Raw genomic sequence first — 15,441 nt, 5'->3', positions numbered from 1 at the left:
CGAGTGACGCTACCGATCCGCCCCACAGCGCGCGGGTGATTGGCCTGCCCGCTCACCGTCGGCCGGTTCGCGCCGTGCCCTCTGCCACGCCCGCAGCGCCACGCCGACGCCGATCAGGGCCAGCAGCGCCCACTCCCCGATGCCCAGTTCCCGTTCCAGATAGCGGTAGGAGGCGGCGCCCAGGTAGCCCAGCAGCGCCACGGCCGCTGCCCACACCAGGCCGCCGGCCAGGTTCGCCCGCAGGAACACCGGCCACCGCATCCCACCGGCGCCGGCGATCATGGGAACCACGGCGCGCAGCACCGCCACCCAGCGTCCGATGAGCACCGCCCACGCCCCGCGGCGGGCGACCAGGCGGCGGGCCCGCGCGATGTCGAGGCGCCGGCGCAGCACTCGCGGGGCGCGGGCGAGCACACCCGCGCCGTACCGGCGGCCGAGGGCGTACCCGGCCTGGTCACCGAGACAGGCCCCGGCCGCCCCGGCGGCCACCACCGCCCACAGCGGCAGCGCGCCACCGTGGGCCACCAGCCCGCCGATCAGGATCGCTGTCTCACCCGGTACGACCAGCCCGAGCAGCGTCGAGGACTCCAGGGCCGGCAGGACGATCACCAGGGTCAGGACGAGCAGCGGCGGCAGCCCCACGAGCACCGCCATGATCCTGTCCACCCGATGATTGTCGCCCCGGAGAGTGGCCGGTGAGAGAGAAGCGCCTCCCGCGGGCGGACGAACCGTAGGGTTCGGGTCGACGGCAGGGACGGTGCCGGACGAGGGGCGGCCGAGGACCGGTGGGAGCGCGTACGCATCGCCCGTCGCCGGCGTTGCTGGTCAGCCTGACCGTCTCGGCGTGCCTTCTGGCGGCGCTCAGCGCGGCCGTACGCAGCCACCGGGTGCCTCGCTGGGAGCAGGACCTGTTCACCCTGCTCAACCACCTTCCGGCCGGGCTGACCCCGGTCCTGGTCCTGGTCATGCAGCTCGGCTCGTACCCGGCGGTGTTCGTCGCCGCCGCAGCAGCCGTCATCGCACGCCGCATCGGCGCCGCGTGGACTCTCCTGCTGGCCGGGAATCTAGCGTACTGGCTCGCGGCAGCCGTCAAGGCCGCGGTCGCCCGGCAGCGGCCCGCGGCGCTGTTCACCGACGTGGTCCTGCGCGAGACGATCACCGGACGCCTCGGGTACCCGTCGGGACACGTCGCGGTCGCCACCGCCCTGGCGCTCGTCGCCGCGCGGGCCGGCGGCCCCCGGTGGCGCCGCGCCGCCTGGGTGGTGATCGGGCTGGTCGCCGTCGCGCGGATCCACGTCGGAGCGCATCTGCCGATCGATGTGGCCGGCGGTGTCCTCGTCGGCTGGCTCGCGGTGTGTCTGGCCCGACTCGTGGTCGGCGAGGTCGGGCCGCAACGGTCGGTGCCCGCACTGCGGGCGACGCTGCGGCGGCGCGGGATCGAGGTGGCATGGTTGGCGCCGATCCACGGCGACGCCCGTGGCTCGCAGCCGTGGCAGGCGGTCACCACCGGCGGTCGGCGACTGTTCGTCAAGGTGACCGGTGGCGAGCAACGCGACGCGGACTGGGTCTACAAGCTCTACCGGCGGATGCGCTACCGCCACGTGGCCGACGCGCCGCCGTACCTGAGCGCACGGCAGCAGAGCGAACACGAGACCTGTCTGACCCTGCTCGCCGCGCGTGCCGGCGTGCGGATACCGGCCGTCGTCACGACCGCCGCCGCGCCCGGCGGCGACGCCGTGCTGGTGCAGGAGTTCATCGACGCCGCCCCGCTGGACGCCGTCGTCGGGCCGGTCCCGCTTGCCGCCGTACGCGACGCCTGGGACCAGGTGGCGCGTCTGCACCGGGTGGGCATCGCGCACCGGGACCTGCGGGCCGCGAATGTGCTCGTCGGCCGGGACCACGTCTACCTGGTGGACCTGGGCTTCGGCGCCGACGACGCCTCGGCCGAGCAGCGGGCCCGCGACGTCGTCGAGCTGATGGTCGCCCTGGCCGGCCGGGTCGACCCGGCCGGCGTGGTCGATGCGGCGATCGACCGCCTGGGTGTCGCGGCGGTCGCGGACAGCGTGCCGTTCCTGCAACCCGCGGTGCTGTCCCGCGCCGGCCGGACCGCCCTGCGCGCCCGGCCCGGCATGCTCGACAGCCTTCACCAGGAGATCCTGCGACGCAGCCCGGACCGCGACCGCCCGGCGGCGAAGGTGGTCCGGATCAGCCGCCGCACCGTCCTGGAGCTGCTGGTCCTGGGGTTGGTCGTGCACCTGCTGCTCCCCCAGCTCGGCGAGATCCGCACCGCCCTGGGTCTGATCGTGCACGCCAACCCGGTAGCGGTCGCCGCGACGCTGCTCGGCTCCGCCCTGACCTACCTGCTCAGCGGTCTCGTGCTCCGGTTGGCCACGGCCGGCCGGGTCCCGCTGGGCGAGGCCACCCTGGTGCAGGTGGCCGCGTCGTTCGCCAACCGGCTGGCGCCCGGCAGCCTCGGCGGCGCCGCGCTCAGCCTGCGTTACCTGCACCAGAAGGGACTCGTCGCCGCTGACGCGGGCACCGCCGTGGCCGTCTCCCGCGCCGCCGGCGTGGTGTCCGTCGTGCTGCTGCTGCCGGTGCTGCTGCCGTTCGCACGCCAGCCCGCCCGCATCCTCACCCACGACGCGGCCAGGGCACTGCCGCTGCTACTGGGCGCCCTGGCCGTGCTGCTGGTCCTCGCCGGCGTGCTCGCCGTACCCCGGGTCCGGCGGCGTGGACGCGCCGCGGCCGGCCAGGTCGTGACCGCGCTGCGCGAACTGCGCCACCAGCACGGGCTGCGGTGGCTCGTCGTCGCGTCGACGGCGCTCACCCTCACCTATGGCCTCTGTCTCTACGTCGCGCTGATCGCCGCCGGCCCGGTCCCGCTGGCCCACCTGCCCCCGGTGATCCTGGTCTGCCTCGTCGGCGAGGGTGTCTCGTCCGCCGCGCCCACCCCCGGCGGGCTCGGCGCCACCGAAGCCGCGCTCGTCTCCGGTCTGCTGCTCTACGGAGTGCCACTGGACGCCGCCGTCGCGGGCACCCTGATCTACCGTCTCGCGACGTTCTGGCTCCCGGTACCGCCGGGATATCTGGCCTTCCGGCTCCTGACCCGGCGCCGGCTGCTGTGAACGCCGGCGACGGCGGGCGATCGTGGGCGGGGCCGGAGCGGCAGTGGCGATCCGCGCGTCTTCGGCCGTCTCCCGAGCTACGCCCGGCCGGGTCAGCCGGCCAGCGCCCGGCGACAGCGGGCGAGTTCCGCGCGCAGATCCCGGCGCAGGGCCCGGTCCAGGCCGGGCTGGGCGAGCGCATGGGCGAAGTCGCGGGCCGCCTCGTCCCACCGGCCCAGCCGGGTCAGGGCCGTGCCCCGGTTGTAGCGCGGCACGGGGGCCTCCGACAGCGCCACCGCCCGGTTCAGGTCGGCGAGCGCGGCGGCCACGTCGCCGCGCTCGAACCGGGCGGCGGCCCGGTTCGTCCACGCCTCCACCAGCTCGGGGTCCCCGCTCAGGGCCCGGGTGAGCAGTTCGTCGGCCTCGGCGGGCCGGCCGCGCTCGGCGATAACCAGGCCCAGGGTGCACAGCAGCGCGGGCTCGTGCGGAGCGCCGGCCAGCCCGGCCCGTGCGCCGGCCTCGGCGGCGTCGAGCTCGCCGCGCTCCACGTGCAGGTTGACCAGGGCGATCCGGGCGTCGAGGTGCCCGGGTTCGATGGCGAGCACCCGCTCCAGGTCGGCGCGCGCCCGCTCGGGGCGGCCCCGCTCCTGGTGGAGCACGGCCCGGTTGTAGTACGCCTCGGGCAGGTGCGGTCCCAGCCGGATGGCGGCGTCGTAGTCCCTGATCGCGGCCCGGGTCCGGCCCGCCGCCCGGTAGAGGGCGGCGCGGTCCACGTAGTACTCGCAGTTGTCCGGGTCGTGCGCGATCACGGTGTCCAGGTCGGCCAGCGCCCGCGCCGGGTCGCCCAGCGCGAGGTGAACCTGCGCCCGGTTGTGGCGCAGCCGGGCCAGGTCCTGCGGGCGTTCGCCGGGCCCGAGCGCGGCCGTCAGCCGGGCCAGTCCGTCGTCGACGAGCCGCAGCGCGCGGTCGGGCCGGCCGGCCCGGCTGTCCAGCAGCGCCAGGCCCTGCTCGTAGAAGACCGTCGACAACAGCCGCTGGCGTGGGTCGGCCAGCTCGGCGGCGAGGTACAGCGCCCGCTCCAGCCACTGCCGGGCCAGCGCCGGGTCCTGCTCGGCCACCGGCAGGTGCCGGGCGTGCAGCATGGCGGTGGCGTACGCCGCCGACATCGTGATCTTCGGATCGTCGGTGACTGCCCGCGCCTCGTCGTAGAGGTCGAGCGCCTCGGCGGCCCGGTTCAGGGCCGCCAGGGCGGTGGCCAGGCCGGTGGTGAACGCCCACCAGTGCCGCAGGTCGCCGTCGGGGGTGACCGTCGCCCGCCCGCGCCGGGCGACCCGGGCCGCGTGGTGGTAGTAGCCGCGGGCCAGGCTGTCGCCCAGGGCCCGCCGCAGCGCCTGCGGGGTGCGCCCGTCGGGCGCCGGGTCGGGGGCGCCCTCGTCGCGCAGGTCGAGGCGCACCGGGGAAGGCCCGAGCCGGCGGGCCAGCGCGTCCAGCAGCTCGGTGGTCGTCTCGTCGGCGCTGGCGACGTGATCGAACCGGACGGTCACGGGCCGCCGGAGCGTGCCGGCCCAGGCCGCCACCAGCTCCGCCGCGCCGTAGGCCAGGCAGGCGGTACGGCGGGCGGGGTGGAAGCGGATGGGCTCCTCCTCGGCGGCCGGCCGGGCCGCCGGATCGAGCCGGGGGGCGATCGCGCGCAGTTCGACCGCGTGCCGGGCCGCCAGGCGGGGCCGGTCGGCGGCGACCCGACCCAGAAAGACCGAGACCCCGGCGTACGGCCCGTGGTCGCGGTGGCAGTCGTAACGTTCCGGCCCGCCGGTCACCGCAGGGCCCACCGCCGCAGGGGCGGGCGCCCGGAAGCGCCCGCCGGACCGGCAGTTACCAGCACCACTCGATCCACAGCCGGCGTGCGCCCGACACCAGGCGGAGCGCAGAAGTGCGACGGATGGTCATTCTCCTCATAGGAACCTCCGATGTGATCCACCTCAGGACTGGCCCAGAGCGTAATCCCGGTCGATGCAAATAAGAAGGGTGCTCGCAATTCGCGGCGCAGGGCCGAGGTCTAGTAGCGGCGCCGCAGCCGGGCCTCGGCGCGGGGGTTGCGATTGGCGAGGTTCAGGTCGCCGCCGTAGTGCGCCAGAACCCGTGGGTTCATCACCCGGTACCACAGCGGCGGAACGAGAGCGAGCAACACCATCGAGGCGTAGCCTCCGGGCAGCCGCGGCGAGACGTCGAAGCTGCGCAGCGTCTGGTAGCGGCGCAGCGGGTTGGCGTGGTGGTCGCTGTGGCGTTGCAGCTGGAAGAGGAACACGTTGGTGACGACGCGGTCGCTGTTCCAGCTGTGCCGTGGGTCGACCTTCTCGAAGCGGCCGGTGGCCGTGCGCCGGCGACACAGTCCGTAATGCTCGAGATAGTTGACCGCTTCCAGCAGCGAGAAGCCGACGATCGCCTGTAGGAGCAGGAAGGGCCCGAGCCGCCACCCGAACACCGCGATCAGCAGGGCGAAGAGCACGACGGTCATGAGCCCGGCGTTGAGCAGGTTGTTGCGCAGCGTCCACGGACTCTTGTGCCGCAGCCGGAAGCGGCCGGTCTCCAGCCGCCACGCCGAGATGAGGCTGCCCCAGACCGTACGTGGCCAGAACGAGTAGAAGCTCTCCCCCAGCCTGGCGCTGGCCGGATCCTCCGGTGTGGCGACACGGACATGGTGTCCGCGGTTGTGCTCGACGTAGAAGTGGCCGTACCCGGTGGGCGCGAGCGCGATCTTCGACATCCACCGCTCGACCGTTTCGCGCTTGTGGCCGAGCTCGTGTGCGGTGTTGATGGCCAGTCCGTTGACGATTCCGATGGTGGCGACCAGGCCGGCGGCGCCGGCGAGACCGAGGCCGCCACGCGTCCAGACCCATGCTCCGAGCAGCAGGGCGGCGTACTGCACCGGCAGGAACAGGAACGTGATCCAGCGGTAGTAACGGACCTCCTGCAACCGCCGGGCGACGTCGTCGGGCGGGTTCTCCCCGTCGTCACCGAGCAGCACGTCGATGACCGGGATGAGTCCGAAGACCACCGCCGGGGTGAGCCACCAGGCAGCGGGTCCCGCACCGGCCTGCCACAACGCGTACGCCAGGAACGGCAGCACCGGTACGAGAAGAGCCAGTGGCCACAGGTGCTTCTTGCCGTCATGCCAACCGGCGGCGACCGCTGGAGCATCGATCGAGGTCTGCATGTGCCGCCTCCGGAGTGTCGAGCGCTGCGTCGACTGTCACACGGATACCCATGCTTGACAATATTTGACCCCGCGTAAATTTGGTGGGCATGCAAGGCGCATGTGTCCAGTCGATAGACTCGGCGCACCATGGTCGACCCTCCGCCTTATCGCCACACCGCGCGCCGCCACCTGCGCGACGCGGTCCTCAAGGCCGGCCGCGACCTGGCGATCGACCGCGGCTGGGACGCGGTACGAATGGCCGACGTGGCGGCCCGCGTGGGCGTGAGCAGGCAGACGCTCTACAACGAGTTCACCAACAAGGCCGGACTCGGCGAAGCCATCGCACACCGCGAGATCGACCGGTTCACGGACGGCGTACGGGAGGCGTTGTCCGCACACGGCGGCGACGTACGGGCCGCCGTCCATGCCGCGGTCACGTTCGTGTTGACGCAGGCCGGCACCGACCCGCTGGTCAAAACCGTCCTCAACAGCGCCCGAGGCACCGACGCCCTGCTCCCCTACCTGACCACCCGCGCCGACCTGGCCCTGGCCGCCGCCGTCACGGTGCTGAGAGAGTGGGCGGGCACGCACCTGCCCCGGGTGCCGGCCGATGACGTCACCGTCGGCGCCGAATCCCTCGCGCGACTGGTCGTCAGCCACATCGTGCTGCCGACCGCGCCCGTCGACACCACCGCCGACACCCTCGCCGATCTGGCACAACGCTTTTTGGACCCGCCGCGGGCGTGAACCGGCGCAACAGCTGCCACAGACGGCGGAAGGAGAGCATCCCCGCCGGTGACGATCTGCTGCCGGCCAGGCCGCTTGCCCGCCGGCGGGTGTCGGCCGTCCGGCGTGGTCAGAGGCCGGCGGCGGCGTCGTACCGGCGCCGCAGGTCGGCCATCTCCGATGCGGGCAACGCCTCCCTGAGCGCCAGTTCCTCGTACTTGTCGGGGAACATCTCCCGTAGCCGGTCGACGAACCTGACGTCGGCGGTCGCCTCGACCACCTGAATGCCGGGAGGTTGGGTGGTCATGTCCATGATCACCGGGCCGACGAGCTTGACCGCCCCGTCCCAGTGGCGCTTCTGTTCGGCGACGCCGCAGAGGTGGAAGCCGTAGACCGTCTCGACGTCGGCCAGTGTGGCGGCCCCGGTGGGCTCGTAACCGTAGACATGGACTCCGCAGACGATCGCCGGCGGCGCCTGATCTCCGGCCGGCGCCTGTGGGGCGGTGTGCCCGGCGTGCTGATGATCTTTCGGGTCCGCCTGCTCGAGGGTCGTACGCATCCGGGTCAGGATCTCCTGGCGGAGAACTGCCGGGTCCGTCCTCGGGGTGGTCGAGGTGACCAGGGCGGCCACACCGAGCGACGCGGCAAGCAGGCACACCTCGATCCACACGAAGACGCTTCGGTACCAGCCGCCGACGCCTACCCGGGAAATCATTGTCGTTCCTCACCTCGTCGCGGTTCCTGATGCTGGCGCAGGGCCCTGCCGGCGGTGGGGTGGCGCGTGCCGCGCCACCCCACCGCAGACGCTGTTACCGGGCGGTGCAGGTGAGGGTGGGTGCGGAGTTGGTGCCGTTCCAGGAGGCGTTGAAGCCGAAGCTGGTACTGGCGTTGGCGCTCAGGGAACCGTTGTAGGCGACGTTCGACGCGGAGACCGACGAGCCGCTGGAGGTGACCGTCGCGTTCCAGGCGTTGGTGATGCTCTGGCCGTTGGGCCAGGTCCACGCCACAGTCCATCCGGAGATGGCGGCATTGCCGGCCTGGACGGTGACATCGGCGCCGAAGCCACCGGACCACTCGCTGGTCTTGCGGTAGGTGGCGGTGCAGGCGCCGTTGCCGGCCGGCGGCGGCGTGGTGGGCGGCGCCGTGGTCGGCGGCGGCGTGGTGGGCGGCGCCGTGGTCGGCGGCGGGGTCGTCGGCGGCGGGTTGTTGCCGCCGCCGAAGATCACGTCACTGCAGAGGTAGTACGGCTGGTCGAGGTGGGACGCCTGCCAGATGGTGTAGACGACGTGCCGCCCGGTGCGGTTGCCCGCGTTCACCTGCGCCTCGTAGAGCCCGGTGGTCGGGTAGCTGCCGGTGCGCAGCACCAGTTCGAGGCTGTTCCAGGTGAGGGGCTGGGTGGTCGGGTCGAAACCCTGCTTGGTGATGTAGATCAACATGTAGTCGGCACCGTGCTTGGCGCCATCGGTCAGCGTCAGCGTGAAGTTGTTCGGCATCGACTTCGCGGTCCACGCGCCGACCGCGTCGAGCGAGGCGTACAGGCCGTTCTGGGTGCGACCACCGCTGCACAGCTGCCCGTCCGGCACGGCGGCCTGGTGGTTGCCGCCGACGTTCTCGCGGTACAGGCCGTTCCAGTTCCACATGGTGTTCGGGTTGGCCTGCCACGCCTGCCAGCACATCGGGTCGGTCTGGGCCATCGTGGGGTTGAGGTGGTCGGAACCCCAGCGCTCGTAACATCCGTAGTTGCGTGACGGCGGGTTGGTGACCGATCCGTGCGCCGAGGCCGGACCGGCCTGGTTGACCACGACCATCGTGAACGAGGCGACGAGAACTGCGGCCGCGGCCAGTCCCAGACGGCGTGCTGTCCGTGAGATTTTCATGATGCTCCAGTGGATGCGCCGACGCCCAGTGGCCCTCGCTGGGTGCCCACCCCGGAGAAGGTGACGCCGATCGATTCAAGCCGCCCACCAGGTGGACGGCACTGCTGCCCAGCAGCGCTTGGCGACTCCCAGCCACGATCTTAGTAAAGACCGCCGTCAATGTAAATCGGACCCGTCCCGGATCAGACCGCGAGAGCCGCCCGTACCTCCCGCTCCGCCGTCACTCCCCCGTCGCCGTGCGAGGTGACCCGGCCGGATTCGAGGACGTGATAGCGGTTCGCCACCCGCAGCGCGAACCCGAGATGCTGCTCGACGAGCAGCACGCTGAAGCCGGACTGCCGGGTCAGCTCGACGATCCGCTCCTGGATCTCGGCGACCACCGACGGCTGGATGCCCTCGGTCGGCTCGTCGAGCATGAGCAGCCGGGGCCGGGTGATCAACGCGCGGGCGATGGCGAGTTGCTGACGCTGGCCGCCGGAGAGGAGCCCGGCCCGCCGCCGCAGCAGCGGACGCAGCGCCGGGAACAGGTCCAGCGCCTCCGCCGTCGCCACCGCGCCGTCGCGCCGGGCGTCGGCGACGAGGCGCAGGTTCTCCGCCGCCGTCAGGTGCGGGAAGCACTGCTGGCCCTGCGGGACGTACGCCATGCCACGCGCCACCCGCTCGTGCGGCGCGAGACGGGTGACGTCCTCGCCGTCCAGCTCGACGGTGCCGGCGCTCGGGCGCAGCAGGCCCGCCGCGACCCGCAGCAGGGTGCTCTTGCCGGCGCCGTTGTGCCCGAGCACCGCGGCCACCCCGTCGGGCGGGACGGCGAGGTCCACGCCGTGCAGCACCCGGGAACGCCCGTATCCGGCGTGCACCCCACGCAGGGTCAGCATCATGCCTCCAGAGGGCTGGGGACCGACCCGGCGTCGACCGGGTGGCCGAGGTAGACCTCCTGCACGCGCGGGTCCGCCTGGACCTGCGCCACGGTGCCCTCGCTGAGCACCCTCCCCGCGTGCAGCACGGTGACGCTGCGCGCGAAGCGACGCAGGAAGTCCATGTCGTGCTCGATCACCACCACCGTGCGGTCCCGGCTCACCGTCTCCAGCAGGGCGCCCGTGGCGTCGCGCTCCTCGTGGCTCATCCCGGCGACCGGCTCGTCGAGCAGCAGCAGCCGCGCGTCCTGCACCAGCAGCATGCCGATCTCCAGCCACTGCTTCTGGCCGTGCGCGAGCGTGCCGGCGAGCTGGTCGGCCCGGCCGGCCAGCCCGATGGTCTCCAGCGCGGCGGCCACCTCGTCGGGGATCCCCCGCCGGCGCCGGGCCAGGGTGGCCCAGCTCCGGCGGGCGCCCGCGGCGATGTCGAGGTTCTGCACGACCGACAGCTCCTCGAAGACGGTCGACGTCTGGAACGTCCGGCCGACGCCGAGCCGGCTGATCCGGTGCACCGGGCGACCCAGCAGCTCCTGGTCGCCGAAGCGCACCGAGCCGGTGGCCCGCACCAGACCGGTGATCGCGTCGACAAGGGTGGTCTTGCCGGCGCCGTTCGGCCCGATCAGGAACCGGATGTCACCGGCGGGCACCTCCAGCGAGACGCCGTCGACGGCGGTGAAGCCGTCGAAGCTGACCCGCACGTCACGGACGGACAGCCCGTCCAGCCGGTCGTCGCTCACGGGTGCACCTCCGCCCGCTCGGCGCGGCGGCGGGCCAGCGCCCACAGCGACGCCAGGCCGCCGGGAAGGAACGCCACGACCACCACGAAGAGCAGACCCTGCAGGTACGTCCAGGTGCCCGGGAAACGTTCGGAGAGGGCGGTACGCGCCCAGGCGACCGCCACCGCGCCGAGCACCGGCCCGAGCAGCGTGGCCCGGCCGCCCACCGCCACACCGATGACGAACTCGATCGACGGGACGATGCCGATGAGGGCGGGCGAGATGATGCCCACCGCCGGCACGAACAGCGCGCCGGCGAGGCCCGCCATACCCGCCGCCACCACGTAGGCGACGAGCTTGACCGACGCCGGGTCGTAGCCGAGGAAGCGGACCCGCTCCTCGCTGTCCCGCACCGCCACCAGCAGTTCCCCGTAGCGGCTGTGGACGATCTGGCGGGCCAGCGCGAGCAGCGCGAGCAGGACGCCGGCGATGATGAAGTAGACCATCCGCTGGTTGACCGGGTCGTCCAGGTCGTAACCGAAGAAGCCCTGGATGTCGGTGAGCCCGTTGGTGCCGCCGGTGGTCCCCTGCTGGCCGATCAACAGGATCACCATGGCGGCGGCGAGCGCCTGGCTGAGGATGGCGAAGTACGCGCCCCGCACCCGGCGGCGGAACACCAGTGAGCCGAGCCCGAACGCGACGGCCATCGGCAGCAGCACCGTGGCCGGCAGCGCGAACCACGGGCTGGCGAACGGCCGCCACCAGACCGGCAGTTCGTCGAGCTGCCCGTACAGCTGCATGAAGTCGGGCATCCCACCGGGACCCGCGTCGGCGAGCTTGAGGTGCATGGCCATCGCGTAGCCGCCCAGGCCGAAGAAGACGCCCTGGCCGAGGGTGAGCATGCCGCCGCGCCCCCAGGCGATGCCGATGCCGACGGCCACCATGGCGACGCACAGGTACTTGGCGAGCAGGGCCAGCCGGAAGTCCGACAGCGCCAGCGGCGCGACGGCGAACAGCAGCGCCGCGCCGAACGCGAACCCCGCGGCCGCGCGCAGCCGGGACCGGCCACCGGGCCGGCTCCCAGGCGCGACGTCGGCCGGGGCCGGTGCGCCGGCGGTGCTAGGCGGCGCGGGTGTCACGGCGGTCATGCGAGGCTCCTGGTCCGCAGGGTGAACAGGCCCTGTGGCCGCCACTGGAGGAACGCGACGATCGCCACGAAGACGATCACCTTTGCGACGCTGAGGGTCGTGAGGTACTCCCCGGTGGCCTGGAGGACCCCGAGGGCGAAGGCGACGATCACGCTGCCCTTGAGCTGACCGATCCCGCCGACCACGACGACCAGGAAGGCGTCGATGATCAGGTTGGTGCCCATGGTCGGGCCGATCGGGCCGAGCAGGGTGAGCGCCACCCCGGCGAGCCCGGCCAGGCCCGAGCCGAGGAAGAAGGTCGTCCGGTCGACCCGCGCGGTGGGGATGCCGGACACCGCGGCGAGGTCGCGGTTCTGCACGACCGCGCGGATCCGGCGTCCGAGCGGGGTGAACCGCAGCGCCAGCGTGAGGGCGGCGACGGCGGCCAGGGCCAGGGCCAGGATGAACAGCCGGTTGTTGGCGACCGTCAGCCCGCCGGGCACCGCCACGTTGCCGGTGAGCAGATCCGGCGCGCGGGTCTGCACGTTCGGACTGCCGAAGATGTCCCGCGCGAGCTGTTGCAGCATCAGGGACACGCCCCAGGTGACCAGCAGGGTGTCCAGCGGACGGGCGTAGAGCCGGCGGATCAGCAGGATCTCCAGCAGCACCCCCATCGTGCCGGCGACCACGAACGCCACCGGCAGCGCGACCAGCAGCGACAGGCCGGCGCCGGTGATGCTCTGTTGCAGCACGTACGTGGTGTACGCGCCGGCCATGATGAACTCGCCGTGCGCCATGTTGATGACGTTCATCTGGCCGAAGGTCAGCGCCAGCCCGAGCGCGATGAGCAGCAGCACCGCGCCGATGCTGATGCCGGTGAAGAGTTGACCGAAGAGGACTGTCACGGTGGGTACTCCCGTACTGCTGGTCGAAGCCCCGGGCGGGGCCACCCCGCCCGGGGCCGGCGTCGTCAGCTCAGGCCGCTCGCCCACGGATAGGTCTTGAGGTACGGGTCCGGCGCGATCGGCTTGCCGGAGTTCCACACCTCGGTGATCAGGCCGTCCGCGCCGACCTTGCCGATGCGGGCGGTCTTGGCGATGTGCTGGGTCTTGCCGTCGACGGTGACCAGGCCCTCCGGCGCCTCGAAGGTGATGCCGTCGGAGGCGCCACGGACCTTCTCGACGTCGAACGCGCCGGCCTTCTCGACCATCGCCTTCCACAGGTAGACGCTGACGTAGGCGGCCTCCATCGGGTCGCTCGTCGGCTTGTCCGCGCCGTACTTCGCCTTGTACGCGGCCACGAACTTGCCGTTCGCCGCGCCGGGCGTGGTCTGGTAGTAGTTCCAGGCGGTCAGCTGGCCCTCCAGGTACTGGGTGCCGATGCTCTTGACCTCCTCCTCGGCGATGGACACCGACACCACAGGCATCGCGGCGGCGGTGAGCCCGGCCGACTTGTACTCCTTGAAGAACGCCACGTTGCTGTCGCCGTTGAGGGTGTTGAAGACCGCCTTCGCGCCGGACGACCTGACCTTGTTGACGATCGTGCCGAATTCGGTGGACCCGAGCGGCGCGTAATCCTCACCGACCACAGTCATGCCGTTCGCCGCCGCGTACGCCTTGATGATTTTGTTCGCCGTTCGCGGGAAGACGTAGTCGCTGCCGACCAGGTAGACCGATTTCGTTCCCTGGGCCTTGAGGTAGTCGAGCCCGGGGACGATCTGCTGGTTTGTCGTCGCGCCCGTGTAGAAGATGTAGGGCGACTGTTCCAGGCCCTCGTACTGCACCGGGTAGAACAGCAGCGCCTTGTTCTTCTCGAACACCGGCTTGACCGCCTTGCGGCTGGCTGACGTCCAGCACCCGAAAACGGCCGCGACCCGGTCCTCGGAGATCAGCTTCTCGGCCTTCTCCGCGAAGGTGGGCCAGTCCGAGGCGCCGTCCTCCCCGATCGGCTGGATCTTCTTGCCGAGGACGCCGCCGGCCGCGTTGATCTCCTCGACGGCGAGCATGATGGAGTCGCGGACGGTGACCTCGCTGATCGCCATGGTGCCGGAGAGCGAGTTGAGCAGGCCCACCTTGACGGTGTCGCCGGAGACGTCGGCGGTGACGCCGGCCGCGCCGCCCTCGTCACTGGTCTTGCTGCCGCACGCGGTCACGGCGACCGCGGCGATGAGGGTCATGGCCCCCGCCAGGATGCGGCGGCCCCAAAGAAGTGACATCTAATCTCCCTGCGGTGCGCTCAAGTAGCGAAAGGACGGTCGGTGCGGTCCGGTGGAGTTGGCGATGCCGGGGTCGACGGGTGGACGTCGCCTGTGGTCATCGCATCGGCTTTGGGCACGCAAAGCGTTGACCGGCATGATTGCGCGGACGTTTCCCGGCCCTTAATTGACTGTTTCCCGGAAACCCAGAGAGAACGCACGCCGCAACGGCTGACACCGCCCCGTGCGAGGCGGTGCCGGCCGTGATTAATTCGGTGAGGAATTGCGCCACCACAATGGTCGGCGGACAGATTCCGCCGACGGTGGACAGACATTCGCGGTATCCACCCCTGGGGTAGATACTTCACGCAGGAAGTATCTTAGGGCCGGGCCGGGTGGACGTGTCAAGGGCCGGTACCGGGCGGTCAGAGCTGGGCGAGCACTGTGAAGTCGAGACCGTCTGCCTCGGCGAGGTAGATCCGCTGGCGCACGTGCCGTCGACGCAGCTGCAGCCGGCCGCGCGGCCCGTGGTACGCCACCGTGTCGGCAGCCGTCTCGATCGCCCGCACGTCCAGGGTGCGGGCCTGCCCGATCAGCGCGGCGAGCAGCATCACGCCCTCGTAGCAGGACTCCCCCAGGCTGCCCAGCGGCGGCGCCTCCACCCCGAACCGGCGGGCGAACTCGCCGTGGAAGTCGAGGTTCTCCGGCGTCACGAGGCCGGCGAAGAAGCCCGCCGTGCTGTAGAGCCGCCGCGTCGCGCCCGCCCCGCTGGCCAGCAGCATGTTCTCGTCCATCAGGGTGCTCAGCCGCAGGCAGCGCTGGTCCATCGCGGCACGCGCGAACGCCCGGTTGAACCGCACCGCGTCCGCGCCGACGAGCAGCATCACCACCGCGTCGGCCTCGCTGCGCTCGATCCGGCGCAACACGTCGTCGAAGTCGTGTGTCTCCAACGGCAGGAACGCCTGCCCCACCACGCGACCACCGCCGCGCAGCGCGTACCGCTGGGCCGCCCGCGCGGTGCGCCGGGGCCACACGTAGTCGTTGCCGACCACGAACCAGCGGCGCGCGCCCTGCTCCCCCGCGAGCAGCCGCATCGCGGGCCACAGCTGCGCGTCCGGCGTCTCGCTGGTCAGATAGACCCCTTCGGTACGCTCACCGCCCTCGTACAGGGCGGTGTAGACGTACGGCACGCGGTGCGCGACCCGGGGCGCGAGCGCCTGCCGCACCGAGGAGATGTGCCAGCCGGTCACGCCCTGCACGGCGCCCACCGACACCAGCGCCTCCACCTGGGCGGCCACCTCGGCCGGCGGTGCGCCACCGTCGACCGGCACCAGCCGCACCTCGCGGCCCAGCACCCCGCCACCGGCGTTGATCTCCTCGACCGCGAGCTGGGCGCAGAGTTCGCAGGTCGGGCCGAACATTCCCGCCGGCCCGCGCATCGGGTACACCAGCGCGATGCTGACCACGGCCCGATCGACTGTGAGCCACGGCGGGGCCGGCGCGGACATGAGCCCATGATTGCCCGGCCGACGTGGGAAAACCATAGCTCTCCATGGAGCGGGACGAGTCGCTACCATGGCAGGGCCA

At 72.1% G+C, this 15,441-nt stretch carries 13 protein-coding genes; 2 read left to right on the top strand and 11 right to left on the bottom strand.

Annotated features, from left to right (window positions below):
- Positions 1 to 9: 9 nt before the first annotated feature.
- Positions 10 to 666: a DedA family protein gene (locus A4R25_RS02565; RefSeq protein WP_157538974.1), complete on the bottom strand. Its 657-nt coding sequence runs from the start codon at positions 664 to 666 to the stop codon at positions 10 to 12.
- 119 nt (positions 667 to 785) lie between these two features.
- On the opposite strand from A4R25_RS02565, the gene A4R25_RS02560 reads away from it, so the two are divergent.
- Positions 786 to 3,125 (top strand): lysylphosphatidylglycerol synthase domain-containing protein, encoded by a 2,340-nt coding sequence (locus A4R25_RS02560; protein ID WP_064445452.1) that lies wholly within the window; start codon positions 786 to 788, stop codon positions 3,123 to 3,125.
- A gap of 92 nt (positions 3,126 to 3,217) precedes the next feature.
- Here the strand turns inward: A4R25_RS02560 and A4R25_RS02555 are convergent, their stop codons facing one another.
- Positions 3,218 to 4,933, bottom strand: coding sequence for a tetratricopeptide repeat protein (locus tag A4R25_RS02555; RefSeq protein WP_231915410.1), 1,716 nt, complete (start codon positions 4,931 to 4,933; stop codon positions 3,218 to 3,220).
- A 227-nt stretch (positions 4,934 to 5,160) separates the two neighbouring features.
- Entirely contained in the window at positions 5,161 to 6,318 is a 1,158-nt protein-coding gene (locus A4R25_RS02550) for an alkane 1-monooxygenase (protein WP_064445450.1), read from the bottom strand.
- Positions 6,319 to 6,447: 129 nt separating this feature from the next.
- On the opposite strand from A4R25_RS02550, the gene A4R25_RS02545 reads away from it, so the two are divergent.
- Positions 6,448 to 7,047 (top strand): TetR family transcriptional regulator, encoded by a 600-nt coding sequence (locus A4R25_RS02545; protein ID WP_064445449.1) that lies wholly within the window; start codon positions 6,448 to 6,450, stop codon positions 7,045 to 7,047.
- A 109-nt stretch (positions 7,048 to 7,156) separates the two neighbouring features.
- Here A4R25_RS02545 and A4R25_RS02540 read toward each other — a convergent pair whose 3' ends face one another.
- The 8 genes from A4R25_RS02540 to A4R25_RS02505 form a co-directional block, all read right to left on the bottom strand.
- Positions 7,157 to 7,741, bottom strand: a complete 585-nt coding sequence (locus A4R25_RS02540; protein WP_064445448.1) for a hypothetical protein — start codon at positions 7,739 to 7,741, stop codon at positions 7,157 to 7,159.
- A gap of 94 nt (positions 7,742 to 7,835) precedes the next feature.
- Complete coding sequence (locus A4R25_RS02535; protein ID WP_043322864.1) at positions 7,836 to 8,903, bottom strand: lytic polysaccharide monooxygenase; 1,068 nt, start codon at positions 8,901 to 8,903, stop codon at positions 7,836 to 7,838.
- Between the two features lie 182 nt (positions 8,904 to 9,085).
- Positions 9,086 to 9,778 (bottom strand): urea ABC transporter ATP-binding subunit UrtE, encoded by a 693-nt coding sequence (urtE, locus tag A4R25_RS02530; protein ID WP_064446439.1) that lies wholly within the window; start codon positions 9,776 to 9,778, stop codon positions 9,086 to 9,088.
- On the bottom strand, positions 9,778 to 10,554 hold the full coding sequence (urtD, locus tag A4R25_RS02525) for an urea ABC transporter ATP-binding protein UrtD (RefSeq protein WP_082930887.1): 777 nt from the start codon (positions 10,552 to 10,554) through the stop codon (positions 9,778 to 9,780). The genes urtE and urtD overlap by 1 nt, the downstream gene beginning before the upstream one ends.
- On the bottom strand, positions 10,551 to 11,681 hold the full coding sequence (gene urtC / locus A4R25_RS02520) for an urea ABC transporter permease subunit UrtC (RefSeq protein ID WP_064445447.1): 1,131 nt from the start codon (positions 11,679 to 11,681) through the stop codon (positions 10,551 to 10,553). Before urtC ends, urtD begins: the two co-directional genes overlap by 4 nt.
- Positions 11,678 to 12,565, bottom strand: coding sequence for an urea ABC transporter permease subunit UrtB (urtB, locus tag A4R25_RS02515; RefSeq protein ID WP_043329910.1), 888 nt, complete (start codon positions 12,563 to 12,565; stop codon positions 11,678 to 11,680). Before urtB ends, urtC begins: the two co-directional genes overlap by 4 nt.
- A 65-nt stretch (positions 12,566 to 12,630) precedes the next feature.
- Entirely contained in the window at positions 12,631 to 13,875 is a 1,245-nt protein-coding gene (gene urtA / locus A4R25_RS02510) for an urea ABC transporter substrate-binding protein (protein WP_064445446.1), read from the bottom strand.
- Between the two features lie 404 nt (positions 13,876 to 14,279).
- Positions 14,280 to 15,362: a substrate-binding domain-containing protein gene (locus A4R25_RS02505; RefSeq protein WP_043322855.1), complete on the bottom strand. Its 1,083-nt coding sequence runs from the start codon at positions 15,360 to 15,362 to the stop codon at positions 14,280 to 14,282.
- Between the last annotated feature and the right edge of the window lie 79 nt (positions 15,363 to 15,441).

Source organism: Micromonospora sp. NBRC 110037, assembly GCF_001652995.1.
Classification (GTDB): Bacteria; Actinomycetota; Actinomycetes; order Mycobacteriales; family Micromonosporaceae; genus Micromonospora; species Micromonospora chalcea.
This window is presented reverse-complemented; position numbering and strand designations above follow the sequence as displayed.

Excerpts from the sequence above, each read along its gene's own strand:
- A4R25_RS02550 (WP_064445450.1), bottom strand. The coding sequence starts at position 6,318 with ATGCAGACCTCGATCGATGCTCCAGCGGTCGCCGCCGGTTGGCATGAC.
- A4R25_RS02545 (WP_064445449.1), top strand. The coding sequence starts at position 6,448 with ATGGTCGACCCTCCGCCTTATCGCCACACCGCGCGCCGCCACCTGCGC.
- A4R25_RS02540 (WP_064445448.1), bottom strand. The coding sequence starts at position 7,741 with ATGATTTCCCGGGTAGGCGTCGGCGGCTGGTACCGAAGCGTCTTCGTG.
- A4R25_RS02535 (WP_043322864.1), bottom strand. The coding sequence starts at position 8,903 with ATGAAAATCTCACGGACAGCACGCCGTCTGGGACTGGCCGCGGCCGCA.
- urtE (WP_064446439.1), bottom strand. The coding sequence starts at position 9,778 with ATGCTGACCCTGCGTGGGGTGCACGCCGGATACGGGCGTTCCCGGGTG.
- urtC (WP_064445447.1), bottom strand. The coding sequence starts at position 11,681 with ATGACCGCCGTGACACCCGCGCCGCCTAGCACCGCCGGCGCACCGGCC.
- urtA (WP_064445446.1), bottom strand. The coding sequence starts at position 13,875 with ATGTCACTTCTTTGGGGCCGCCGCATCCTGGCGGGGGCCATGACCCTC.
- A4R25_RS02505 (WP_043322855.1), bottom strand. The coding sequence starts at position 15,362 with ATGTCCGCGCCGGCCCCGCCGTGGCTCACAGTCGATCGGGCCGTGGTC.